Below are 18184 nucleotides of genomic sequence, written 5' to 3' on the forward strand. Positions count from 1 at the left end.
TTGGCTGAGCAACGCATCCGCCAGAACACGGAAGTCACTCTGCACTTTGCATTGCGCCTGGAGAACGGCGACACGGTCGACAGCACCTTCGACAAAGCCCCGGCGACCTTTCAGGTCGGCGACGGCAACCTGTTACCAGGTTTCGAAGCCGCGCTGTTCGGTTTCAAGGCGGGCGACAAGCGCACCCTGAGCATTGCTCCGGAAAAAGCTTTTGGCCAGCCTAACCCGCAGAACGTGCAGGTTATTCCGCGTTCGCAGTTCAAGGACATGGACCTGTCGCCGGGCTTGCTGGTGATCTTCAACGATGCGGCCAATACTGAGCTGCCGGGTATCGTCAAGGAATTCGATGATGACCAAGTCACCATCGACTTCAACCACCCGCTGGCCGGCAAGACGCTGACCTTTGATGTCGAAATCATCAGCGTCAAATCGCTGTAACTGACCGAATACGGTCAGCTGTAGGAGCGAAGCTTGTTGTGGCGAGGGGGCTCGCCCCCGTTCGATTGCGCAGCAATCGTAGGCAGTCACCGTATATCATTGAAAAATTGCGGTGACTGATTCAGGGGCGCTTCGCCCCCCGACGGGGGCAAGCCCCCTCGCCACAAAAGCTTGCTCCCACAGTAGTTTTTCATCGTTTTCGCTATTTCTTGCGCGCAAGACACGAGGCACAGCATGCAAATCAAACTCGCCAACCCCCGTGGCTTCTGCGCCGGTGTGGACCGGGCGATCGAAATCGTCAACCGCGCCCTGGAAGTCTTCGGGCCGCCGATTTACGTGCGCCACGAAGTGGTCCACAACAAATTCGTCGTCGAAGACCTGCGTTCGCGCGGTGCAATCTTCGTTGAAGAACTCGATCAGGTGCCGGACGACGTCATCGTGATCTTCAGTGCCCACGGCGTTTCCCAGGCTGTGCGCACCGAAGCGGCGGGTCGTGGCTTGAAAGTGTTCGACGCGACCTGCCCACTGGTCACCAAAGTGCACATCGAAGTCGCGCGTTACAGCCGCGACGGGCGTGAATGCATCCTCATCGGCCACGCCGGGCACCCGGAAGTCGAAGGCACCATGGGCCAGTACGATGGCAGCAATGGTGGCGCGATTTACCTGGTCGAAGACGAAAAAGACGTCGCCACGCTGCAAGTGCAAAACCCTGATCGCCTGGCGTTCGTGACCCAGACCACGCTGTCGATGGACGACACCAGTCGCGTCATTGATGCGCTGCGTTCACGCTTTCCGGCCATCGGCGGTCCGCGCAAGGACGACATCTGCTACGCCACGCAAAACCGTCAGGACGCCGTCAAGCAACTGGCCGACGAGTGCGACGTGGTACTGGTGGTCGGCAGCCCGAACAGCTCCAACTCCAATCGCTTGCGCGAACTCGCCGAACGCATGGCCACCCCGGCCTACCTGATCGACGGCGCCGAAGACATGCAAAAGAGCTGGTTCGACGGTGTCGAGCGTATCGGCATCACCGCTGGCGCCTCCGCACCGGAAGTGCTGGTGCGTGGCGTGATCCAGCAATTGCAGGCCTGGGGCGCTACCGGCGCCGACGAGTTGGCCGGTCGCGAAGAGAACATCACGTTCTCGATGCCGAAAGAGCTGCGCGTGAAGTCGCTGCTTTAAGTCGTTTCTCCTCGGCACACAGCGCCTGTTCAGCCTTGCGGTTGTCCAGGCGCACGCGACCGGACGGCGCCAGCACCACTTGCAGGTGACTGACCGGCTCGCGCGCCGCGCAGAGGTACAACGTCCCCGCTTGAAATGCCCGCCCCGGCATCAACGGTTGGCCGAGATGGCTGAACCGCACAAAACTCCTGACACTCCAATTACCGACAATCGGCACCCGATTACCATTCGCGTGCTCGACCAACAGCGGGTTGCTGCTGTCCTGCGGTCCTCGGCCGCTGACGTCCAGAATGATCCGCCAGCCCTGAGCCCAATCGCCGTTAATGGCGTAGATCACCGTGTTCTGATTGTGCGTCAGGGCAATCGTCCTGGCGTGGCGAATTCCACTGATCAGCGACTGCGCCGCGACCTCGCGATAATTGGCCTGGGTCAGCGCGGCAAATGCCGGACTGACCAGCAGCAGAACAATCCCGGCAATTGCCAGTCCCATAAGCAGTTCGATCAGGCTGAAGCCGTCCTGATGCATGTTTTTCCTCCCTGGAGTGCTGCGGTTCGCGCAATCCGTGCGCGATAAAAGGCGAAACAACCGAACGCGTGCCGGTTGAATGTTCTAGCGTGTAGAAGCAGGTATAGCCGACGGCAACGGAGGGCACCGATGGATCATCGTACAAAAGGTTTCACGCTGGTCGAGTTGCTGATCGCGCTCGCGGTGTTTCTGATCCTGATCACCATGGCGGTGCCCATGTTTACCCGTTCGATCCAGGGCACCCGTGCCGACACCGAGGTCGGCGACCTGCAACGCGCGCTCAATTTCGCGCGCCTGGAAGCCATCGATCGCGGAGTGACCACGCGCCTGCGCCCGACCGCCGGTGGCAGCATCTGGACCGGCGAACTCTCGGTCTACGACAGTACTGGCAATCCGGCCAATGTATTGCGGGTTGTTCCAGCGGTGAGCAGCGGCGCCACTCTGACGCTACCCTCTGGAGTGACCGCGATTGATTTCAACAATCTCGGCGGTTTGTCGGCACCGTCCACGGCGGTGCCGATCAGTTATGTGTTGGGCGCGCAGAGCAGGACGCTGATGGTGTGTTTGAACGGACGGATTTTTTCAGGTGGAATTTGCGGATGAGGGATCGGAGCAGGCGCGCACAGGAAGGCATGACGCTGATCGAAGTCTTGGTCGCTTTGGTGATTTTGACCGTCGGGCTGTTGGGGGCGGCGGCGATTCAGGTCAATGCGCTGAAGTACACCGACAGTGCGCGGATGACCAGCCAGGCGAGTTTTATCGCCTACGACATGATGGACCGCATACGCGCCAACTCCGGCGCTGATTACACCGTCGCGCCGCCGACCTCAGGCAATCTGAGCGTCGCGCGGGATCAGGACCTCTACGATTTCATCAGCAACATCGTCAGTTTCGGCGGCCCGACCGCGACTGGCAGCGTGGCCCTGAATCAACGCGTGTACACCATCACCGTCACCTGGGACGACTCGCGCGCCGCCAACGTTGCCAACTCGCGCCGCAGCTTCGTCCTGACCAGCCGTGCCGCCGTTGATCCGGTGACGTCGCCATGAAGCATTCAAGCAAAGGTTTCGGCCTGATCGAATTGCTGATTGCCCTGGCATTGAGCCTGATTGTGGTGCTCGGCGTGGCGCAGGTGTTCATCTCGGCGAAGAACACTTACGTCAGCCAGAACACCGCTGCGGCCATGCAGGAGGACGCGCGGTTCGTGCTGAGCAAGATGATTCAGGAAATTCGCATGGTCGGCATGTTCGGTTGCCTGGGCACGGTGATCGACGCCAGCACGATCGGGGATTTCAACGCCAGCCAGATCGCGCCGATCAGTTGGGACAACGCCAATCTCAAGCTGACATTGGTCACCGCCGATGTCGGCAGTGGCGGCGGCACGCCAACCTGGACCGTGCTGTCGGACTGTAAAACCGGCGCCACGGCCTACACGGATTTACGCGCGCCGGCCTCCGGGCAAATGGCTTTTCCGATACGTCGATTGATCTACAGCTTCAGCAACAACCAATTGTTGATGGGCAGCGGGCACGGCACGCCGGCCCAAGCGGTGCTGATCAATAACGTCAGTGCGTTCAACGTATCTTTCGGCATGGCCACCAGTACCAGCGATGTGGCGGCGACCAGTTACACCACCAACCCGAGCAACCCCGCGCTGATTCGCAGTGTGCGCCTGAGCCTGACGCTGGCCGATCCCAAGCAACGTGTGCGCAATCAAACCTTCAACGTGGTTGCCGCTTTGCGCAACCGGCTGCAGTAGGTGAACGCATGAGAGCTTTTTCACTATGAAAGCGTGTTCATGCCTGCCGAAGCGCCAACGCGGAATGGCCTTGCTGGTCAGTCTGGTGTTTCTGCTGTTGCTGACGCTGATCGGCATTTCATCGATGCAGAACGCGACGTTGCAGGAAAAAATGGCCGGCAGCGTGAGCCTGCGCAATCAGTCTTTCCAATTGGCCGAGGCGACGTTGCGTATCGGCGAAAGCGCGGTGCAATTGCCAACTTATACCCAGGCGGTGTGCGGCAGCACCGCGCAATGCGCACCGCCAGCGGAATCGGCAACGCTGACCGCGCCCGGGGTCAATGGATCCTCGGGGGTTAACTGGATTGCCGTGGGCGGCGGTTTTTATGGTGTGCAGAACATCGGCACGACCACAGGCGCGATCAATATCCCCAGCAACACCTCGGCGACCCTGTACCGGGTCACGGCCGTAGGCATTGTCGGCAACAACATTCGCAGCGTGGTGGAGAGCATCTATGCCAAATATTGATGCTCGCGCAGGCATGCGCCGACGATGGGCGCAGGTGCTTTTTGGGTTCTTGTTGAGCCTGTACCTGACGGCGCCGGTCTACGCCTTTACGCCGTCGGACTCACCGCTGTTGAGCGCGGCAGCGGTGCCGCCGAACGTGATGCTGCTGATCGACAACTCGGGGAGCATGAACACCATCATCTTCGCGCCGGGGTTCGATCCGACCGTCAATCGCACACCGGCGAAGCAGTGCAACGCGTTTCTCGGTTTGTGTCTGGGTTCGTCGGACATCGTCGGCAGCTCGATTTTCCTCTCCAGCCTGCCGACGTCCGGGTGTTCCGGCGGGGCCTACGCGTTCTACAACAACAGCCTGACGCCGCAATGCATCAAGCTGCCCGACCCGGTCGGCAACGGCAACACGCGTTACACCGATGATTACATCTCGTATCTGGTGGGATTGGCCGCCGGCAGTAACCGCGACTTCACCAACGGCTCGATTCCCACTGACTACCGGATCAACGTCGCGCGCAACGTCTCGACATCATTGGTCACCAGCAACCGCGGCTTGCGTATAGGCCTGGCCTCATTCAACGCACCTACCAGCAACAACTCCGGCAATGGTGGCTACATTGCCCGCTCGGTCGCCGATCTGACGGCGGTCAGCGGCAGCGTTACCCAGGCGCAGGCGGATACCAACTACAACACCCTGATCAACGGGATCAATGGCCTTTCCGCCGTGGCCAACACGCCGCTGGCCGAGACCTATTACGAAATCACTCGTTACTTCCGAGGTCTGGCGCCGTTCTACAACACTACGCCGAGCACCTACACCAGCCCGATCCAGTACCGTTGCCAGAAAAACTACGGCGTGGTTATCACCGACGGTTTGCCGACTTACGACCGGACGTTCCCGACCACCGATCCGTTGGGTAGCGGCCGCTTGCCGAACTGGGACGGGATCAGCAACGACGGCAACGACCCGAATGGCGACGACGAGGGCGACACGCTGTATCTGGATGACATCGCCAAGTTCGCCTTCGACATCGATATGCGTTCGACCGGTACCGACCTCGCGGGTAAAGCCTGGAACGCCGCAGATTTCCCCAAACAGAACATGAACACCTACACCGTCGGTTTCACCGCCGCCAACCAGATGCTCTCCGACGCCGCCGCTTACGGTCAGGGCCTGTATTACCAGGCCAACGATGCCGCCGGTTTGAACGCGGCGCTGTCCTCGGCGCTGAGCAACATCACGTCCAAGGCCGGCTCCGGCGGCAGCGGCGTGACCAGCAGCAGTACGCTGTCCAGCGGTTCGAGTTATTACCAGACCACTTACGATCCCAAGGATTGGCGCGGCACGATCAAGGCGTTCGGCGTCACCGCCAGCGGCTCGGTGAATACCGCCGTCGTGCAATGGAACACCGACAACGTGATCGTCCCCGGCGCGGCGGCGCCCACTTATCAATCGTGGAACACCCTGAACAATGCGCCGGTCACCCTGGCCTACGGCAACTTTTCCCCGGCCCAGCAAACGACGCTCAACCAGAACCTGCCGACCGGGATTGTCGGCAACGATTTGGTGGAGTGGAGCAAAGGCGTCAACAAAGTCGGCCTGAAAGTGCGCACGGTTCTGCTCGGCGACATCATCAACTCGCCGCTGGCGCTGGCCTCGCCAACCGCTCAGACCGCAGCGGATCTGGTCGGCGATCCGGCCTACACCACTTATCTGGCGACCAAAGCGGCGAACATGAGCGCCAGCCTGGTGGTCAACGCCAACGACGGTTTTCTCAACGTGATCAATGCCGGCAATGGCACCCGCCGTTATGCCTACATGCCGTCCAGTGTGCTGCCGTCGTTGCGCTACATCGCGGACCCGAATTACATCAACGGCGTCAGCCACAAGTTTCTGGTCGACGGGCAGGTCGGCATATTTGATGCGCAGCTTGGCACTGCCTGGAAAACATTGGCGCTGGGCGGCACCGGGGCGGGTGGCAAGACGTTTTATGCGGTGCAGTTGTTCGACGCCTCGGCGGGTAATGCCTTCCGGGCGCTGTGGGAAATCAGCGCACCGGCCACGTCGATCCCGACCAATGTTTTTAATGATCTGGGTTACGCCTACGCTCGCCCCGAAGTGGCACGCTTGGCCGATGGGCGCTGGGCGGCGTTCATTTCCAACGGTTACGGGAGCAATTCCGGGGTGGCAGCGTTGTACGTGGTGGATGTGCGCGACGGCTCGCTGATCAAGAAAATCGTCATCGACAGCACGGAAACCACCAACGGTTTGTCCTCGGTAGAACTCAGGGTCAATTCGCAGAACGTCGTGCAAGCGGCGTATGGCGGCGACTTGAAAGGGCGCCTGTGGAAGTTCGATTTGAGCGCCACGGCGCCGGAAACCTGGGGCGTGGCGTTCGCCGGCAAACCTCTGTTCACCACGCCGGGCGGCGCCACTCAGCCAATCACCGCGCAACCGTTGCTGGCGGACAATGCCCAGGGTGGCAAACAGATATTCTTCGGCACGGGCAAATTCAACGAGACCCCGGACAAGATCAACAAGGATCTGCAGGGTTTCTACTCGATATGGGATGCCGACGGCGGCGGGGGCCAGCTGACAGTGGCCAACTTGCAATCCCAGTCCATAACCGGCGTGACCAGCAGCAGTACCGGCGGACAGTTCATCACCACCACGCAGAACGAAACGACGTATCCGGCAGAAAAGGGCTGGTACCTGCCACTGGTGTACAACAACGTGCTGACGGGTGAACGGGTGATCAACCAGGCCAGTCTGGTGGCCGGGCGCATTGTCTTCACCACGGCCAGTGTCGATACCACTGACCCTTGTGCCAGTTTTGGTACCGGCAAACTGGTCGAACTCGATGCGTTCAGCGGTAAGATGCTCAACTACGCGGTGCTCGACACCAACGGCGACGGGCTGGTCGACAGCACGGACTCGATTTCCAGCGGGGTGATTTTCACCGGGGGGATTCCGACGCTGAATGCGATCGTCAACAATGCATCGCGCAAAATCGTCAACGACTCCAGCGGCGGCATCAGCTCGCTGGTGGAAAAACCCGGCGGTGGCGGCAGCCGTCGCATCATGTGGCGACAAATACAGTAAGTGAGAGTTGAGGCATGCGCAGATCCAACCGAGGTTTTACCCTGATCGAAATCATGATCGTGATTGCGATCATCGGGATCGTCATCACCATTGGCTACCCGAGCCTGACCGAATACATGAAAAAGGGCCGTCGCGCCGACGCCGCCGGGTTGCTGACCGAGCAAGCGCAGATCCTCGAGCGCTTCTACTCCAAGAGCAACCTTTATACCGGCGCGACGGGCCTGAGCACGGGCAATGACTTCTACACCATCACCCCGACCATTGCCGATCAGACGTTCACCCTGACGGCGATCCGCAAGCCAGGCTCAAGCATGGCGACCGACAAGTGTGGCGATTTCACCATCAGCAACACCGGCGCCCGAGGCCTGGTCAACAACACCGCCACCGTCAAGGATTGCTGGGGCCGCTAGATTTCTCTTTCGGGCGCCGATTTGCGCCCTCTGTCTATTAACGGTTGGATCAGAACATGACCAGGCAACAGCAAGTGGTGATTGTCGGCGGCGGGGTGATTGGCCTGCTGACCGCATTCAATCTCGCGTCCGAAGTGCAAAGTGTGGTGTTGCTGGATCGCGCCAACCTCGGCCAGGAATCATCCTGGGCGGGTGGCGGAATTGTTTCGCCGCTGTACCCGTGGCGCTACAGCCCGGCGGTCACGGCGCTGGCGCACTGGTCGCAGGATTTTTATCCACAGCTCGGCGAGCGCCTGTTCGCAGCGACCGGCGTCGATCCTGAAGTGCACACAACCGGCCTGTACTGGCTGGATCTGGATGACGAAGCCGAGGCGCTGGCCTGGGCCAAACGGGAAAACCGTCCGTTGCGCGCGGTGGATATTTCGGCTGCTCACGATGCGGTGCCGGTGCTCGGCGGCGGATTTTCGCGGGCGATCTACATGGCGGATGTGGCCAATGTGCGCAATCCGCGACTGGTCAAATCGCTGAAAGCGGCGCTGCTGGCGCTGCCGAACGTGACCATCCACGAGCATTGCGAAGTCAGCGGATTTATCCGCGACGGCAACAGCGTAGTCGGCGTGCAAACGTCCGACGGCGCAATTCATGGTGATCATGTGGTGCTGACGGCCGGCGCCTGGAGCGGTGACCTGCTGAAAAGTCTCGGTCTGCAACTGCCGGTCGAGCCGGTCAAAGGGCAGATGATTCTCTACAAATGCGCGGCGGATTTTCTGCCGAGCATGGTCCTGGCTAAAGGACGCTATGCGATTCCGCGGCGTGACGGACATATCCTGATCGGCAGCACGCTGGAGCATGAAGGATTCGACAAGACGCCTACCGAATCGGCGCTGGAGAGCCTCAAGGCTTCGGCGGAGGAACTGATTCCGGCGCTGGCCGATGCCGAGGTGGTGGGGCATTGGGCGGGGTTGCGCCCGGGTTCGCCGGAAGGGATTCCGTACATTGGGCAGGTGCCGGGGTTCGCCGGGCTGTGGCTCAATTGCGGGCATTACCGCAATGGGCTGGTGCTGGCGCCGGCGTCGTGCCAGTTGTTTGCGGATGTGATGTTGGGGCGGGCGCCGATTATTGATCCGGTGCCGTACTCGCCGGTTGGGCGGATTTGACTGCTGGGTATAGGTTGTTTGGTGGATTGCTATCGCGAGCAAGCTCGCTCCCACAGTAGATCTTTAGCGCACACAGATATGTGTTCATAGAAGATCCCTGTGGGAGCGAGCTTGCTCGCGATAGGGCTCTCAATCCAACCCCAATTTCTTCAACCGATAACGCATCGACCGAAACGACAAATTCAGCCGTTGCGCCGCCGCCGTACGGTTCCAGCGCGTTTCTTCCAGCGCCTGGAGGATAAGTTTGCGCTCGACGTTTTCCAGATAATGTTCCAGGTTATCGATCTGCGTCAGGTCTGCGACGCCAGCATCGGCCGTGCAATTGCCCTCCGCCAGACGCAAATCACCGGCCTCGATTTGCTTGTTCTCACACAAGGTATGAGCGCGTTCGAGCATGTTCTCCAGTTCGCGCACATTGCCCGGAAACCGATAACCCTTCAGCGCTTCAACCGCCTGCGGATGCAGTTTGGCTGGCGGTTGCCCGGTGCCCGCCGCCAGCCGTTTGAGCACATGGCTCGCCAATGTTTCGATGTCGTCGCGGCGTTCGCGCAATGGCGGCACGCGTAGCTCGATGACGTTCAGCCGATAGTACAAATCCTGGCGAAAACGTTCGGCGCTGACTTCGGCGTCGAGGTCTTTGTGGGTCGCGCAGAGGATGCGCACATCGACCACGGTTTCCTGTTGGCCGCCGACGCTGCGCACGGCTTTTTCCTGAATCGCCCGCAGCAGTTTGACCTGCATCGCCAACGGCAAGTCAGCCACCTCGTCGAGGAACAGCGTGCCACCGCGCGCCGCGAGAAACAGTCCGGGGTTGTCTTCGATGGCGCCGCTGAAACTGCCTTTGCGATGGCCGAAGAATTCGCTTTCCATCAGCTCTGAGGGAATCGCCCCGCAGTTGACTGGAACAAACGGGCCGTTGGCGCGCGGGCCTTGTTCGTGGATCAGGCGCGCGACCAACTCTTTGCCGCTGCCGGATTCGCCGCTGATGTACACCGGCGCCTGGCTGCGCGCGAGTTTGTCGATCTGTTTGCGCAAGGCCCGCATCGGCAGCGAATCACCGAGCAAACGGCGGTCGATGGCGGTGCTGACGCCACCCGGCGCGGGCAGGCGCAGGGCGCTGGTGACCAGTTCACGCAGGCGCGTGAGGTCAACCGGTTTGGTCAGGAAGTCGAACGCGCCAGCCTTCAAGGCGTTGATCGCGGTTTCGAGGCTGCCGTACGCGGTGATCATCGCCACCGGCAGCAAGGGATAACGTTGCTGGATGTGTTGCACCAGTTCGAGGCCCGTGCCATCGGGCAGGCGCATGTCGGTCAGGCACAGGTCGAATGTCTCCCGACCGAGCAATGCCTGGGCTTCGCTGAGATTACGGGCGCTGAAGGTGTCGAGTTTCATTCGTCCCAGAGTGATCTCCAGGAGTTCGCGAATATCGGGTTCGTCGTCAACGATCAGGACTTTTTGCCGTGAGCTCATGTTCAACTTTGTTTCCGTCCGTGTGCAAAGGTGATGCGAAAGCAGCCGCCGCCTTGGCGTGGTTTGAAGTCTAGGCGGGCTTGGTTGCTTTCGCACAGCTCACGGGACAGATAGAGCCCCAGGCCTGTGCCTTGGGTGCTGGTGGTGAAGAACGGTTCGAACAGATGCGCCTGCTGCTCCGGTGCCACGCCGGGACCGTTGTCGAGCACTTCGAGGACCGGCAACTGGCTGTCGGCATCGACAAACAACTGCAGCCACACCTCGGCCGTGTCATGGCGCAAGGCGCTGTGGCGCCAGGCATTGCGTAACAGGTTGTCGAGAATCTGGTTGAGCTGATTCGGGTCCATCAACGTGGTGAAGTTACCCGCGCCGATCTGCAGATGAATGCGTTGGCGCTGCGTCGCGGCCTCAAGAGTGTCGGCGACGAACTGCGTCAGCCACGGCTTGAGATCCAGGCGTTGCGGCGCGGTTTGCTGGCGACGGGACAATTGCAGGACGTTTTCGATAACCCGATTCATTCTCTTAGAGTGGTCTTGAACAATCTGCGTCAGACGCCGATCCGCGCCATTCAGTTCCTCGGATTCCTGCAGCAGCTGCGCGGCATGACTAATGGCGCCCAACGGGTTGCGGATCTCGTGGGCGATCCCCGCAGTCAGGCGTCCGAGGGCGGCCAGTTTCAGCTGCTGGGCCTGCTGGGCGATCTGCGCGAGGTCTTCGAGAAAAACCAGGGTTTGATGATGCAGGCTCTGATGGTGCGGACTTTGGTCGAGGGCGATAAAACTGGGCTGCAGCTCCAGTCCGGAACTGGCGATTTTCAGGCTTTGCGGGCGCAGGGTCGGGTTGTTGAGCCACAGTTGCAGGCGCTCGACCAGGGCCGGCGAATAATCATCGATCAGTTCGCCGACAAGGCGTTCCTGACCCAGCAACGACAACGCGCTGTGATTGGCCAGTTGCACGCGCCGCTGGTCGTCGAGCACCAGAATGCCGGTGCGCATGCGTTGCAGGATCAGCGCATTGAGGGCTTCGAGGCCGACGACTTCGCTGGCGCGCTGCTCGGCAAGGTGCTCGCTGACTTCCAGGCGCTGGATCAAACCTTGCACCAGCAACGCGGCGGCAAAACACAGCGCGCCGAGAGTGCCTGCTTGCAGGTAATCACTGGGCGTAGCGGGGTGGCTGAAGCTGAGCAGGAAGCTCAATCCGACGATGCCGAGGGCGGCGACCGCTGCGATCAGCAGGCCGATGCGTCGTCGCAACAGGGTGTTGCCGATCGCCACCGAGACGATCAGCAAGTTGCCGATGGCGCTGGCGACACCGCCGGCAGCGTAGAACAGGCCGCAGAGCAGCAACACGTCAACGAGGGTCAGGCTGAACAGTTGCGCCGGGCGCCGGGTGTTTTCGAGGAACACCACCAGCAGGATGTTTAGCACCAGATACAACCAACTGCCACTGCGCAGCAGGTCGTTATTGGCGAGCGTCAGCAACTGGTTGTCCATGTTGCTGGAGATCAGCAACACCAGGGTGATGCCGACGCTTAAACGGTAGAGATGATAGAGGCGCAGCAGTCGCTGCGCCTGTTTGCTGCCGGGGCTGGTCGCCTCAGCGATCACTGGAACCCGGGCCTTGCTCAAGGTGAGCCTGGCTGCAATACCACTGTTGTTGAAGGTTCAGCGCACGGTCGCGCGGCAAGTGCACGCCGCAATGGGCGCAACGCACCATCGGTGCAGCGTCCAGTTCAGCGGAGGATTTGGGTGCTGCGACCTGACCCTTGAACTTGCGCCAGAACCAAATGGCGGCGGCGATCAGGGCGATCCAGAACAATAAACGAAGCATGGCGGGCTGCTTTGGCAATGATGATCAGGCAGTTTAGCCAAGGACATGACAGGCGCACAGCGCAAAATCGCGGCAATAAAAAAGGGAGACTCGAGAGTCTCCCTTTTTCTGTCACCCGGGGTGTCAGTCGAACATGCCAAAGGTCATGTAGCTGAACCACGAACGATCGTTTTCCGGGGTTTCAGGTTCTTCCGGCTCGATCACATCGCCGTTTTCATCTTTAGGCTTGAGGTCGTTCGGGATCGAATCCTTCGCGTCCTGGAACTGCTTCTGCACGTCCTGGTTGGCGCGGGTTTCGCCCGGCGGCAGCGGTGGACGCGATTCGATCAGGCCCAGGGTGGCCTTGCTCAGCCACGAACGGTTGTCCGCTTCGTCGACCGAAGGGCGGAACTCACCGTCCACCAGGCTTGGGTGGTTCGGGTAGTTCAGCTTCAGGGTTTCGAGGCTGGTGGTCGCCAGTTCGTCCAGGTGCAGACGCTGGTAGGACTCGACCATCACCGCCAGGCCGTCACCGACCGCAGGGGTTTCCTGGAAGTTTTCCACCACGTAACGACCACGGTTGGCGGCGGCGACATAGGCCTGACGGGTCAGGTAGTAGTCGGCAACGTGAATCTCGTAGGCCGCCAGCAGGTTGCGCAGGTAAATCATGCGCTGCTTGGCGTCCGGCGAGTAGCGGCTGTTCGGGAAGCGGCTGGTGAGCTGGGCGAACTCGTTGTACGAGTCGCGGGCAGCGCCCGGGTCACGCTTGGTCATGTCCAGCGGCAGGAAGCGCGCGAGAATGCCGACGTCCTGGTCGAAGGAAGTCAGACCCTTCAGGTAATACGCGTAATCCACGTTCGGATGCTGTGGGTGCAAACGAATAAAACGCTCGGCGGCAGACTTCGCAGCCTCAGGCTCGGCGTTTTTGTAGTTGGCGTAGATAAGCTCGAGTTGAGCCTGATCAGCGTAGCGGCCGAACGGATAACGCGACTCCAGGGCCTTCAGTTTCGAAGTGGCGCTGGTGTAGCTGTTGTTATCCAGGTCGGTCTGAGCCTGCTGGTACAGCTCGACTTCGCTTAGGTTTTCGTCTACGACTTCCTTCGATGAGCAAGCAGCGGTCAATGCGAGGATGGCGATCAGCAGCAGGTGTTTCACTTGCATGGCGGCTTGCGTCCCTATGACGGCCGCTGTCTTGGGCGGGGCCGTCCTGTTATGATGAGCGCCCCGTTGAATAGCCTCGGGGCAAAAGACGCCGTATTTAACCACAAGCGCGCAGCCGAAACCAAAGGCTGTGCCGACGCCTAGTCTGAGCATGTCCGATAAAATTGAACTTCGCGCAGAGGTGCCGTCCGAATTGGGCGGCCAACGCCTCGATCAAGTCGCCGCACAATTATTCGCTGAGCACTCGCGCTCGCGCCTTTCCGCCTGGATCAAAGACGGCCGCCTGACTGTGGATGGGGCGGTTATCCGCCCGCGAGACATCGTTCATGGTGGTGCCATTCTTGAACTCACTGCCGAGCAGGAAGCTCAGGGCGAATGGATCGCTCAGGACATCGAGCTGGACATCGTCTACGAAGATGACGACATCCTGGTGATCAACAAACCTGCGGGTCTGGTGGTTCACCCGGCTGCTGGCCACGCTGACGGCACCTTGCTCAACGCCTTGCTGCACCACGTGCCGGACATCATCAATGTGCCCCGCGCCGGTATCGTGCATCGCCTCGACAAGGACACCACCGGCCTGATGGTGGTCGCCAAGACCATTCAAGCGCAGACGCAACTGGTAACACAGTTGCAGAGCCGCAGCGTCAGCCGCATCTATGAATGCATCGTTATTGGTGTGGTCACGGCCGGCGGCAAGATCAACGCGCCAATCGGTCGTCACGGCCAGCAGCGCCAGCGCATGGCGGTGATGGAAGGCGGCAAGCAAGCCGTCAGCCACTACCGCGTGCTCGAGCGTTTCCGCTCTCACACGCACGTGCGGGTGAAGCTGGAAACCGGGCGTACGCACCAGATTCGTGTGCACATGGCGCACATCAACTTCCCGTTGGTCGGAGACCCTGCCTACGGCGGTCGTTTCCGTATTCCGCCATCGGCAAGTGTGACCATGGTCGAATCGTTGAAGGCGTTCCCGCGCCAGGCACTGCATGCGCGGTTCCTTGAGCTGGATCATCCGACGACCGGTAAACGCATGAGCTGGGAATCGCCGTTGCCGGACGACTTCGTCTGGTTGCTGACCTTGCTCAAGCAGGACCGCGAGGCGTTCATCGGATGAGTGACTGGCAGATTCCCGACTGGCCTGCGCCTGCCGGGGTGAAAGCCTGCGTTACCACCCGTGCGGGCGGCGTCAGTCTGGCGCCGTTCGACAGCCTCAACCTCGGCGATCACGTCGATGACAGCCCCGACGCGGTGGCCGAAAATCGCCGTCGCCTCACCAATCAATTCTCGATCCAGCCGGCCTGGTTGCAGCAGGTTCACGGCATCGTCGTGACCGCAGCAGACCCGAGCCGAGTGGTTACTGCCGACGCCAGTTGGACGCAAACCCCCGGTATCGCCTGCGCGGCGATGACTGCCGATTGCCTGCCCGCACTGTTTTGCGACCGTGCCGGCACGCGCGTAGCGGCGGCCCATGCCGGTTGGCGCGGATTGGCAGCAGGCGTGCTCGAAGCGACCCTCGACAGCCTCGATGTGGCGCCCGACGAAGTGCTGGTCTGGCTCGGCCCGGCGATTGGCCCGCAAGCCTTTGAGGTCGGCGCGGAAGTGCGCGAAGTCTTCATCCAGCAACTGCCCGAAGCCGCCAATGCCTTCGTCCCGAGCCAGAATCCCGGCAAGTTCATGGCCGACATCTATGCGCTGGCGCGTCTGCGCCTGTCGGCACGCGGTGTCACGGCGGTTTATGGCGGTGGTTTCTGCACCGTAAGCGATCCGCGCTTCTTTTCTTACCGCCGCAGTCCACGCACTGGTCGGTTTGCCTCCCTCGTTTGGTTGGAACGCTAGACTTCCCTGACCTGCATCAACTGCCCGGCGCTTGAAACTCCCAGAATCGACCGCATCTACAGTGGTATCTGGCAGGTTTCTTTATTCAGGATGGTTTCTTAGGTCCGGCCTGCTCAAAAGGAAGGTGACCCATGCGTATAGACCGTTTAACCAGCAAATTACAGTTAGCCCTGTCCGACGCCCAATCTCTGGCCGTCGGCCTCGATCATCCGGGCATTGAACCGGCGCACTTGATGCAAGCCATGCTTGAACAACAGGGTGGTTCGATCAAACCCCTGTTGATGCAAGTCGGTTTCGACGTCAACAGTTTGCGCAAAGAGCTGACCAAAGAGCTCGACCAACTACCAAAAATCCAGAACCCAACCGGCGACGTGAACATGTCGCAGGATCTGGCGCGTCTGCTCAACCAGGCCGATCGCCTGGCGCAGCAGAAGGGCGATCAGTTCATCTCCAGCGAACTGGTGCTGCTCGCCGCCATGGACGAGAACAGCAAGATCGGCAAGTTGCTGCTTGGCCAGGGCGTCAGCAAAAAAGCTTTGGAAAACGCGATCAACAACCTGCGTGGCGGCGAAGCGGTGAACGACGCCAACCACGAAGAATCGCGCCAAGCGCTGGACAAGTACACCGTCGACCTGACCAAGCGCGCCGAAGAAGGCAAACTCGATCCGGTGATCGGCCGTGACGATGAAATTCGCCGGACGATTCAGGTGCTGCAACGCCGCACCAAGAACAACCCGGTACTGATCGGTGAGCCTGGCGTCGGTAAAACCGCGATTGCCGAAGGTCTGGCGCAGCGCATCATCAATGGTGAAGTGCCGGATGGCCTCAAAGGCAAACGCCTGTTGTCGCTGGACATGGGCGCGCTGATCGCTGGCGCCAAGTACCGTGGCGAGTTCGAAGAACGCCTTAAATCCCTGCTCAACGAACTGTCGAAGCAGGAAGGGCAGATCATTCTGTTCATCGACGAACTGCACACCATGGTCGGCGCCGGCAAGGGCGAGGGCTCGATGGATGCCGGCAATATGCTCAAACCGGCATTGGCGCGCGGCGAGTTGCACTGCGTCGGCGCGACCACGCTGAATGAATATCGCCAATATATAGAGAAGGACGCGGCCCTCGAGCGGCGCTTCCAGAAAGTATTGGTAGAAGAACCGAGCGAAGAAGACACCATCGCGATCCTGCGTGGCCTCAAAGAGCGTTACGAGGTCCACCATAAAGTGGCGATCACCGATGGCGCGATCATTGCGGCGGCCAAGCTCAGCCACCGCTACATCACTGATCGGCAGTTGCCGGACAAAGCCATCGACCTGATCGACGAGGCCGCCAGCCGCATCCGCATGGAGATCGACTCCAAACCGGAAGTGCTCGACCGTCTTGAACGCCGCTTGATTCAGCTCAAAGTTGAATCCCAGGCACTGAAGAAAGAAAGCGACGACGCGGCGAAGAAACGCCTGGAAAAACTTCAGGAAGAAATCGTCCGTCTCGAACGCGAGTATTCGGACCTCGAAGAAATCTGGAATTCGGAGAAAGCCGAAGTTCAGGGTTCGGCGCAGATCCAGCAGAAAATCGAACAGTCGCGTCAGGAACTGGAAGCGGCTCGCCGCAAAGGTGACCTCAACCGCATGGCCGAGCTGCAATACGGGGTGATCCCGGACCTGGAGCGCAGCCTGCAAATGGTCGATCAGCACGGCAAAAGCGAAAACCAGTTGCTGCGCAGCAAAGTGACTGAGGAAGAAATCGCTGAAGTGGTTTCGAAGTGGACCGGCATTCCCGTGTCGAAAATGCTCGAAGGCGAGCGCGACAAGCTGATGAAGATGGAAAGCCTGTTGCACCAACGTGTGATCGGCCAGAACGAAGCGGTGATCGCCGTCTCCAACGCGGTACGCCGTTCGCGTGCCGGGTTGTCCGACCCGAATCGCCCGAGCGGTTCGTTCATGTTCCTCGGCCCGACCGGCGTGGGTAAAACCGAGCTGTGCAAGGCGCTGGCCGAATTCCTCTTTGATACTGAAGAGGCGATGGTGCGCATCGACATGTCCGAATTCATGGAGAAACACTCCGTGGCCCGACTGATCGGCGCGCCACCAGGCTATGTCGGTTATGAAGAGGGCGGTTACCTGACTGAGGCGGTGCGTCGCAAGCCTTACTCGGTAATCCTCCTGGACGAGGTCGAGAAGGCGCACCCGGATGTGTTCAACATCTTGCTGCAAGTGCTCGAAGATGGCCGGTTGACCGACAGCCACGGGCGTACGGTGGATTTCAAGAACACCGTGATTGTCATGACCTCCAACCTCGGCTCGGTGCAGATCCAGGAACTGGTCGGTGATCGTGAAGCGCAGCGCGCGGCAGTAATGGACGCGATTTCCACTCACTTCCGGCCGGAGTTCATCAACCGGGTCGACGAAGTGGTGATCTTCGAGCCACTGGCGCGGGATCAGATCGCAGGCATTACCGAGATTCAGTTGGGTCGTCTGCGCAGTCGCCTGACCGAGCGCGAGCTGAAACTGGAGCTCAGCCCTGAGGCGATGGATAAATTGATCGCTGTCGGTTACGACCCGGTCTACGGTGCGCGGCCGCTGAAACGGGCAATCCAGCGCTGGATCGAGAACCCGTTGGCGCAGTTGATTTTGTCCGGGCAATTCATGCCGGGCGAGACGGCGGTGGGCAAAGTCGAAAACGACGAAATCGTTTTCTCCTGAGTCGTAACGCCACGGAAATAAACAAGGCCTCGCATTGCGAGGCCTTTTTTTCGCCAGGCTGTTGAACTCAAAGGAAAAGGCTTGTAAAGTGCGCCCCGCAGTAAGTCACCCGGAAGGGTTTCTGCTCCCCAAGCGGAA

General features: G+C 60.3%; 17 protein-coding genes. 12 read left to right on the forward strand and 5 right to left on the reverse strand.

From position 1 onward, the window contains the following. Both fkpB and ispH read left to right on the forward strand, forming a co-directional pair. The gene (gene fkpB, locus BLU01_RS17250) at positions 1-438 is read left to right on the forward strand and encodes an FKBP-type peptidyl-prolyl cis-trans isomerase (protein WP_178076596.1); all 438 of its coding nucleotides are present in this window, start codon (positions 1-3) and stop codon (positions 436-438) included. A gap of 234 nt (positions 439-672) precedes the next feature. Continuing rightward, entirely contained in the window at positions 673-1620 is a 948-nt protein-coding gene (gene ispH / locus BLU01_RS17255) for a 4-hydroxy-3-methylbut-2-enyl diphosphate reductase (protein ID WP_092277832.1), read from the forward strand. Here ispH and BLU01_RS17260 read toward each other — a convergent pair. Continuing rightward, complete coding sequence (locus BLU01_RS17260) at positions 1574-2146, reverse strand: GspH/FimT family pseudopilin (RefSeq protein ID WP_092277834.1); 573 nt, start codon at positions 2144-2146, stop codon at positions 1574-1576. The genes ispH and BLU01_RS17260 overlap by 47 nt on opposite strands. Positions 2147-2275: 129 nt before the next feature. Here BLU01_RS17260 and BLU01_RS17265 point away from each other — a divergent pair, with 129 nt between their 5' ends. Genes BLU01_RS17265 through thiO form a run of 7 tightly spaced genes read left to right on the forward strand, consistent with a single transcriptional unit; the run spans position 2276 to position 9074 of the window. Continuing rightward, a complete protein-coding gene (locus tag BLU01_RS17265; RefSeq protein WP_092277836.1) occupies positions 2276-2749 on the forward strand; it encodes a GspH/FimT family pseudopilin in 474 nt (157 codons plus the stop codon). Further along, a complete protein-coding gene (gene pilV, locus BLU01_RS17270) occupies positions 2746-3195 on the forward strand; it encodes a type IV pilus modification protein PilV (protein ID WP_092277838.1) in 450 nt (149 codons plus the stop codon). The genes BLU01_RS17265 and pilV overlap by 4 nt, the downstream gene beginning before the upstream one ends. Then, on the forward strand, positions 3192-3905 hold the full coding sequence (locus BLU01_RS17275) for a PilW family protein (RefSeq protein ID WP_092277840.1): 714 nt from the start codon (positions 3192-3194) through the stop codon (positions 3903-3905). The genes pilV and BLU01_RS17275 overlap by 4 nt, the downstream gene beginning before the upstream one ends. Positions 3906-3930: 25 nt before the next feature. Then, positions 3931-4413 carry a pilus assembly PilX family protein gene (locus BLU01_RS17280; RefSeq protein WP_092277842.1) on the forward strand — a complete coding sequence of 161 codons (483 nt, stop codon included), beginning with the start codon at positions 3931-3933 and terminating at the stop codon, positions 4411-4413. After that, entirely contained in the window at positions 4400-7507 is a 3108-nt protein-coding gene (locus BLU01_RS17285; RefSeq protein ID WP_092277844.1) for a pilus assembly protein, read from the forward strand. Before BLU01_RS17280 ends, BLU01_RS17285 begins: the two co-directional genes overlap by 14 nt. A 14-nt stretch (positions 7508-7521) precedes the next feature. Further along, on the forward strand, positions 7522-7917 hold the full coding sequence (locus BLU01_RS17290; RefSeq protein ID WP_092277846.1) for a type IV pilin protein: 396 nt from the start codon (positions 7522-7524) through the stop codon (positions 7915-7917). A gap of 56 nt (positions 7918-7973) precedes the next feature. Continuing rightward, positions 7974-9074: a glycine oxidase ThiO gene (gene thiO, locus BLU01_RS17295; RefSeq protein WP_092277848.1), complete on the forward strand. Its 1101-nt coding sequence runs from the start codon at positions 7974-7976 to the stop codon at positions 9072-9074. 129 nt (positions 9075-9203) lie between these two features. Here thiO and BLU01_RS17300 read toward each other — a convergent pair whose 3' ends face one another. The 4 genes from BLU01_RS17300 to BLU01_RS17315 all read right to left on the reverse strand — a co-directional run bounded on the left by BLU01_RS17300 (position 9204) and on the right by BLU01_RS17315 (position 13514). Further along, positions 9204-10544, reverse strand: a complete 1341-nt coding sequence (locus tag BLU01_RS17300; RefSeq protein ID WP_092277850.1) for a sigma-54-dependent transcriptional regulator — start codon at positions 10542-10544, stop codon at positions 9204-9206. Between the two features lie 2 nt (positions 10545-10546). After that, positions 10547-12151, reverse strand: coding sequence for a sensor histidine kinase (locus tag BLU01_RS17305; protein ID WP_092277852.1), 1605 nt, complete (start codon positions 12149-12151; stop codon positions 10547-10549). Then, complete coding sequence (locus BLU01_RS17310) at positions 12141-12374, reverse strand: PP0621 family protein (protein WP_092277854.1); 234 nt, start codon at positions 12372-12374, stop codon at positions 12141-12143. Before BLU01_RS17310 ends, BLU01_RS17305 begins: the two co-directional genes overlap by 11 nt. Before the next feature lie 123 nt (positions 12375-12497). Then, the gene (locus tag BLU01_RS17315) at positions 12498-13514 is read right to left on the reverse strand and encodes an outer membrane protein assembly factor BamD (RefSeq protein ID WP_092277856.1); all 1017 of its coding nucleotides are present in this window, start codon (positions 13512-13514) and stop codon (positions 12498-12500) included. Positions 13515-13665: 151 nt separating this feature from the next. Between BLU01_RS17315 and rluD the strand changes: the two genes are divergently transcribed. The 3 genes from rluD (at position 13666) to clpB (ending at position 18046) form a co-directional block, all read left to right on the forward strand. Then, positions 13666-14628 (forward strand): 23S rRNA pseudouridine(1911/1915/1917) synthase RluD, encoded by a 963-nt coding sequence (gene rluD / locus BLU01_RS17320; protein ID WP_092277858.1) that lies wholly within the window; start codon positions 13666-13668, stop codon positions 14626-14628. Then, positions 14625-15350 carry a peptidoglycan editing factor PgeF gene (gene pgeF, locus BLU01_RS17325; RefSeq protein ID WP_092277860.1) on the forward strand — a complete coding sequence of 242 codons (726 nt, stop codon included), beginning with the start codon at positions 14625-14627 and terminating at the stop codon, positions 15348-15350. Before rluD ends, pgeF begins: the two co-directional genes overlap by 4 nt. Positions 15351-15481: 131 nt before the next feature. After that, the gene (gene clpB / locus BLU01_RS17330; RefSeq protein WP_092277862.1) at positions 15482-18046 is read left to right on the forward strand and encodes an ATP-dependent chaperone ClpB; all 2565 of its coding nucleotides are present in this window, start codon (positions 15482-15484) and stop codon (positions 18044-18046) included. The last annotated feature ends 138 nt before the right edge of the window (positions 18047-18184 follow it).

It is taken from the genome of Pseudomonas prosekii (genome assembly GCF_900105155.1).
In the GTDB taxonomy this organism is placed as follows: domain Bacteria; phylum Pseudomonadota; class Gammaproteobacteria; order Pseudomonadales; family Pseudomonadaceae; genus Aquipseudomonas; species Aquipseudomonas prosekii.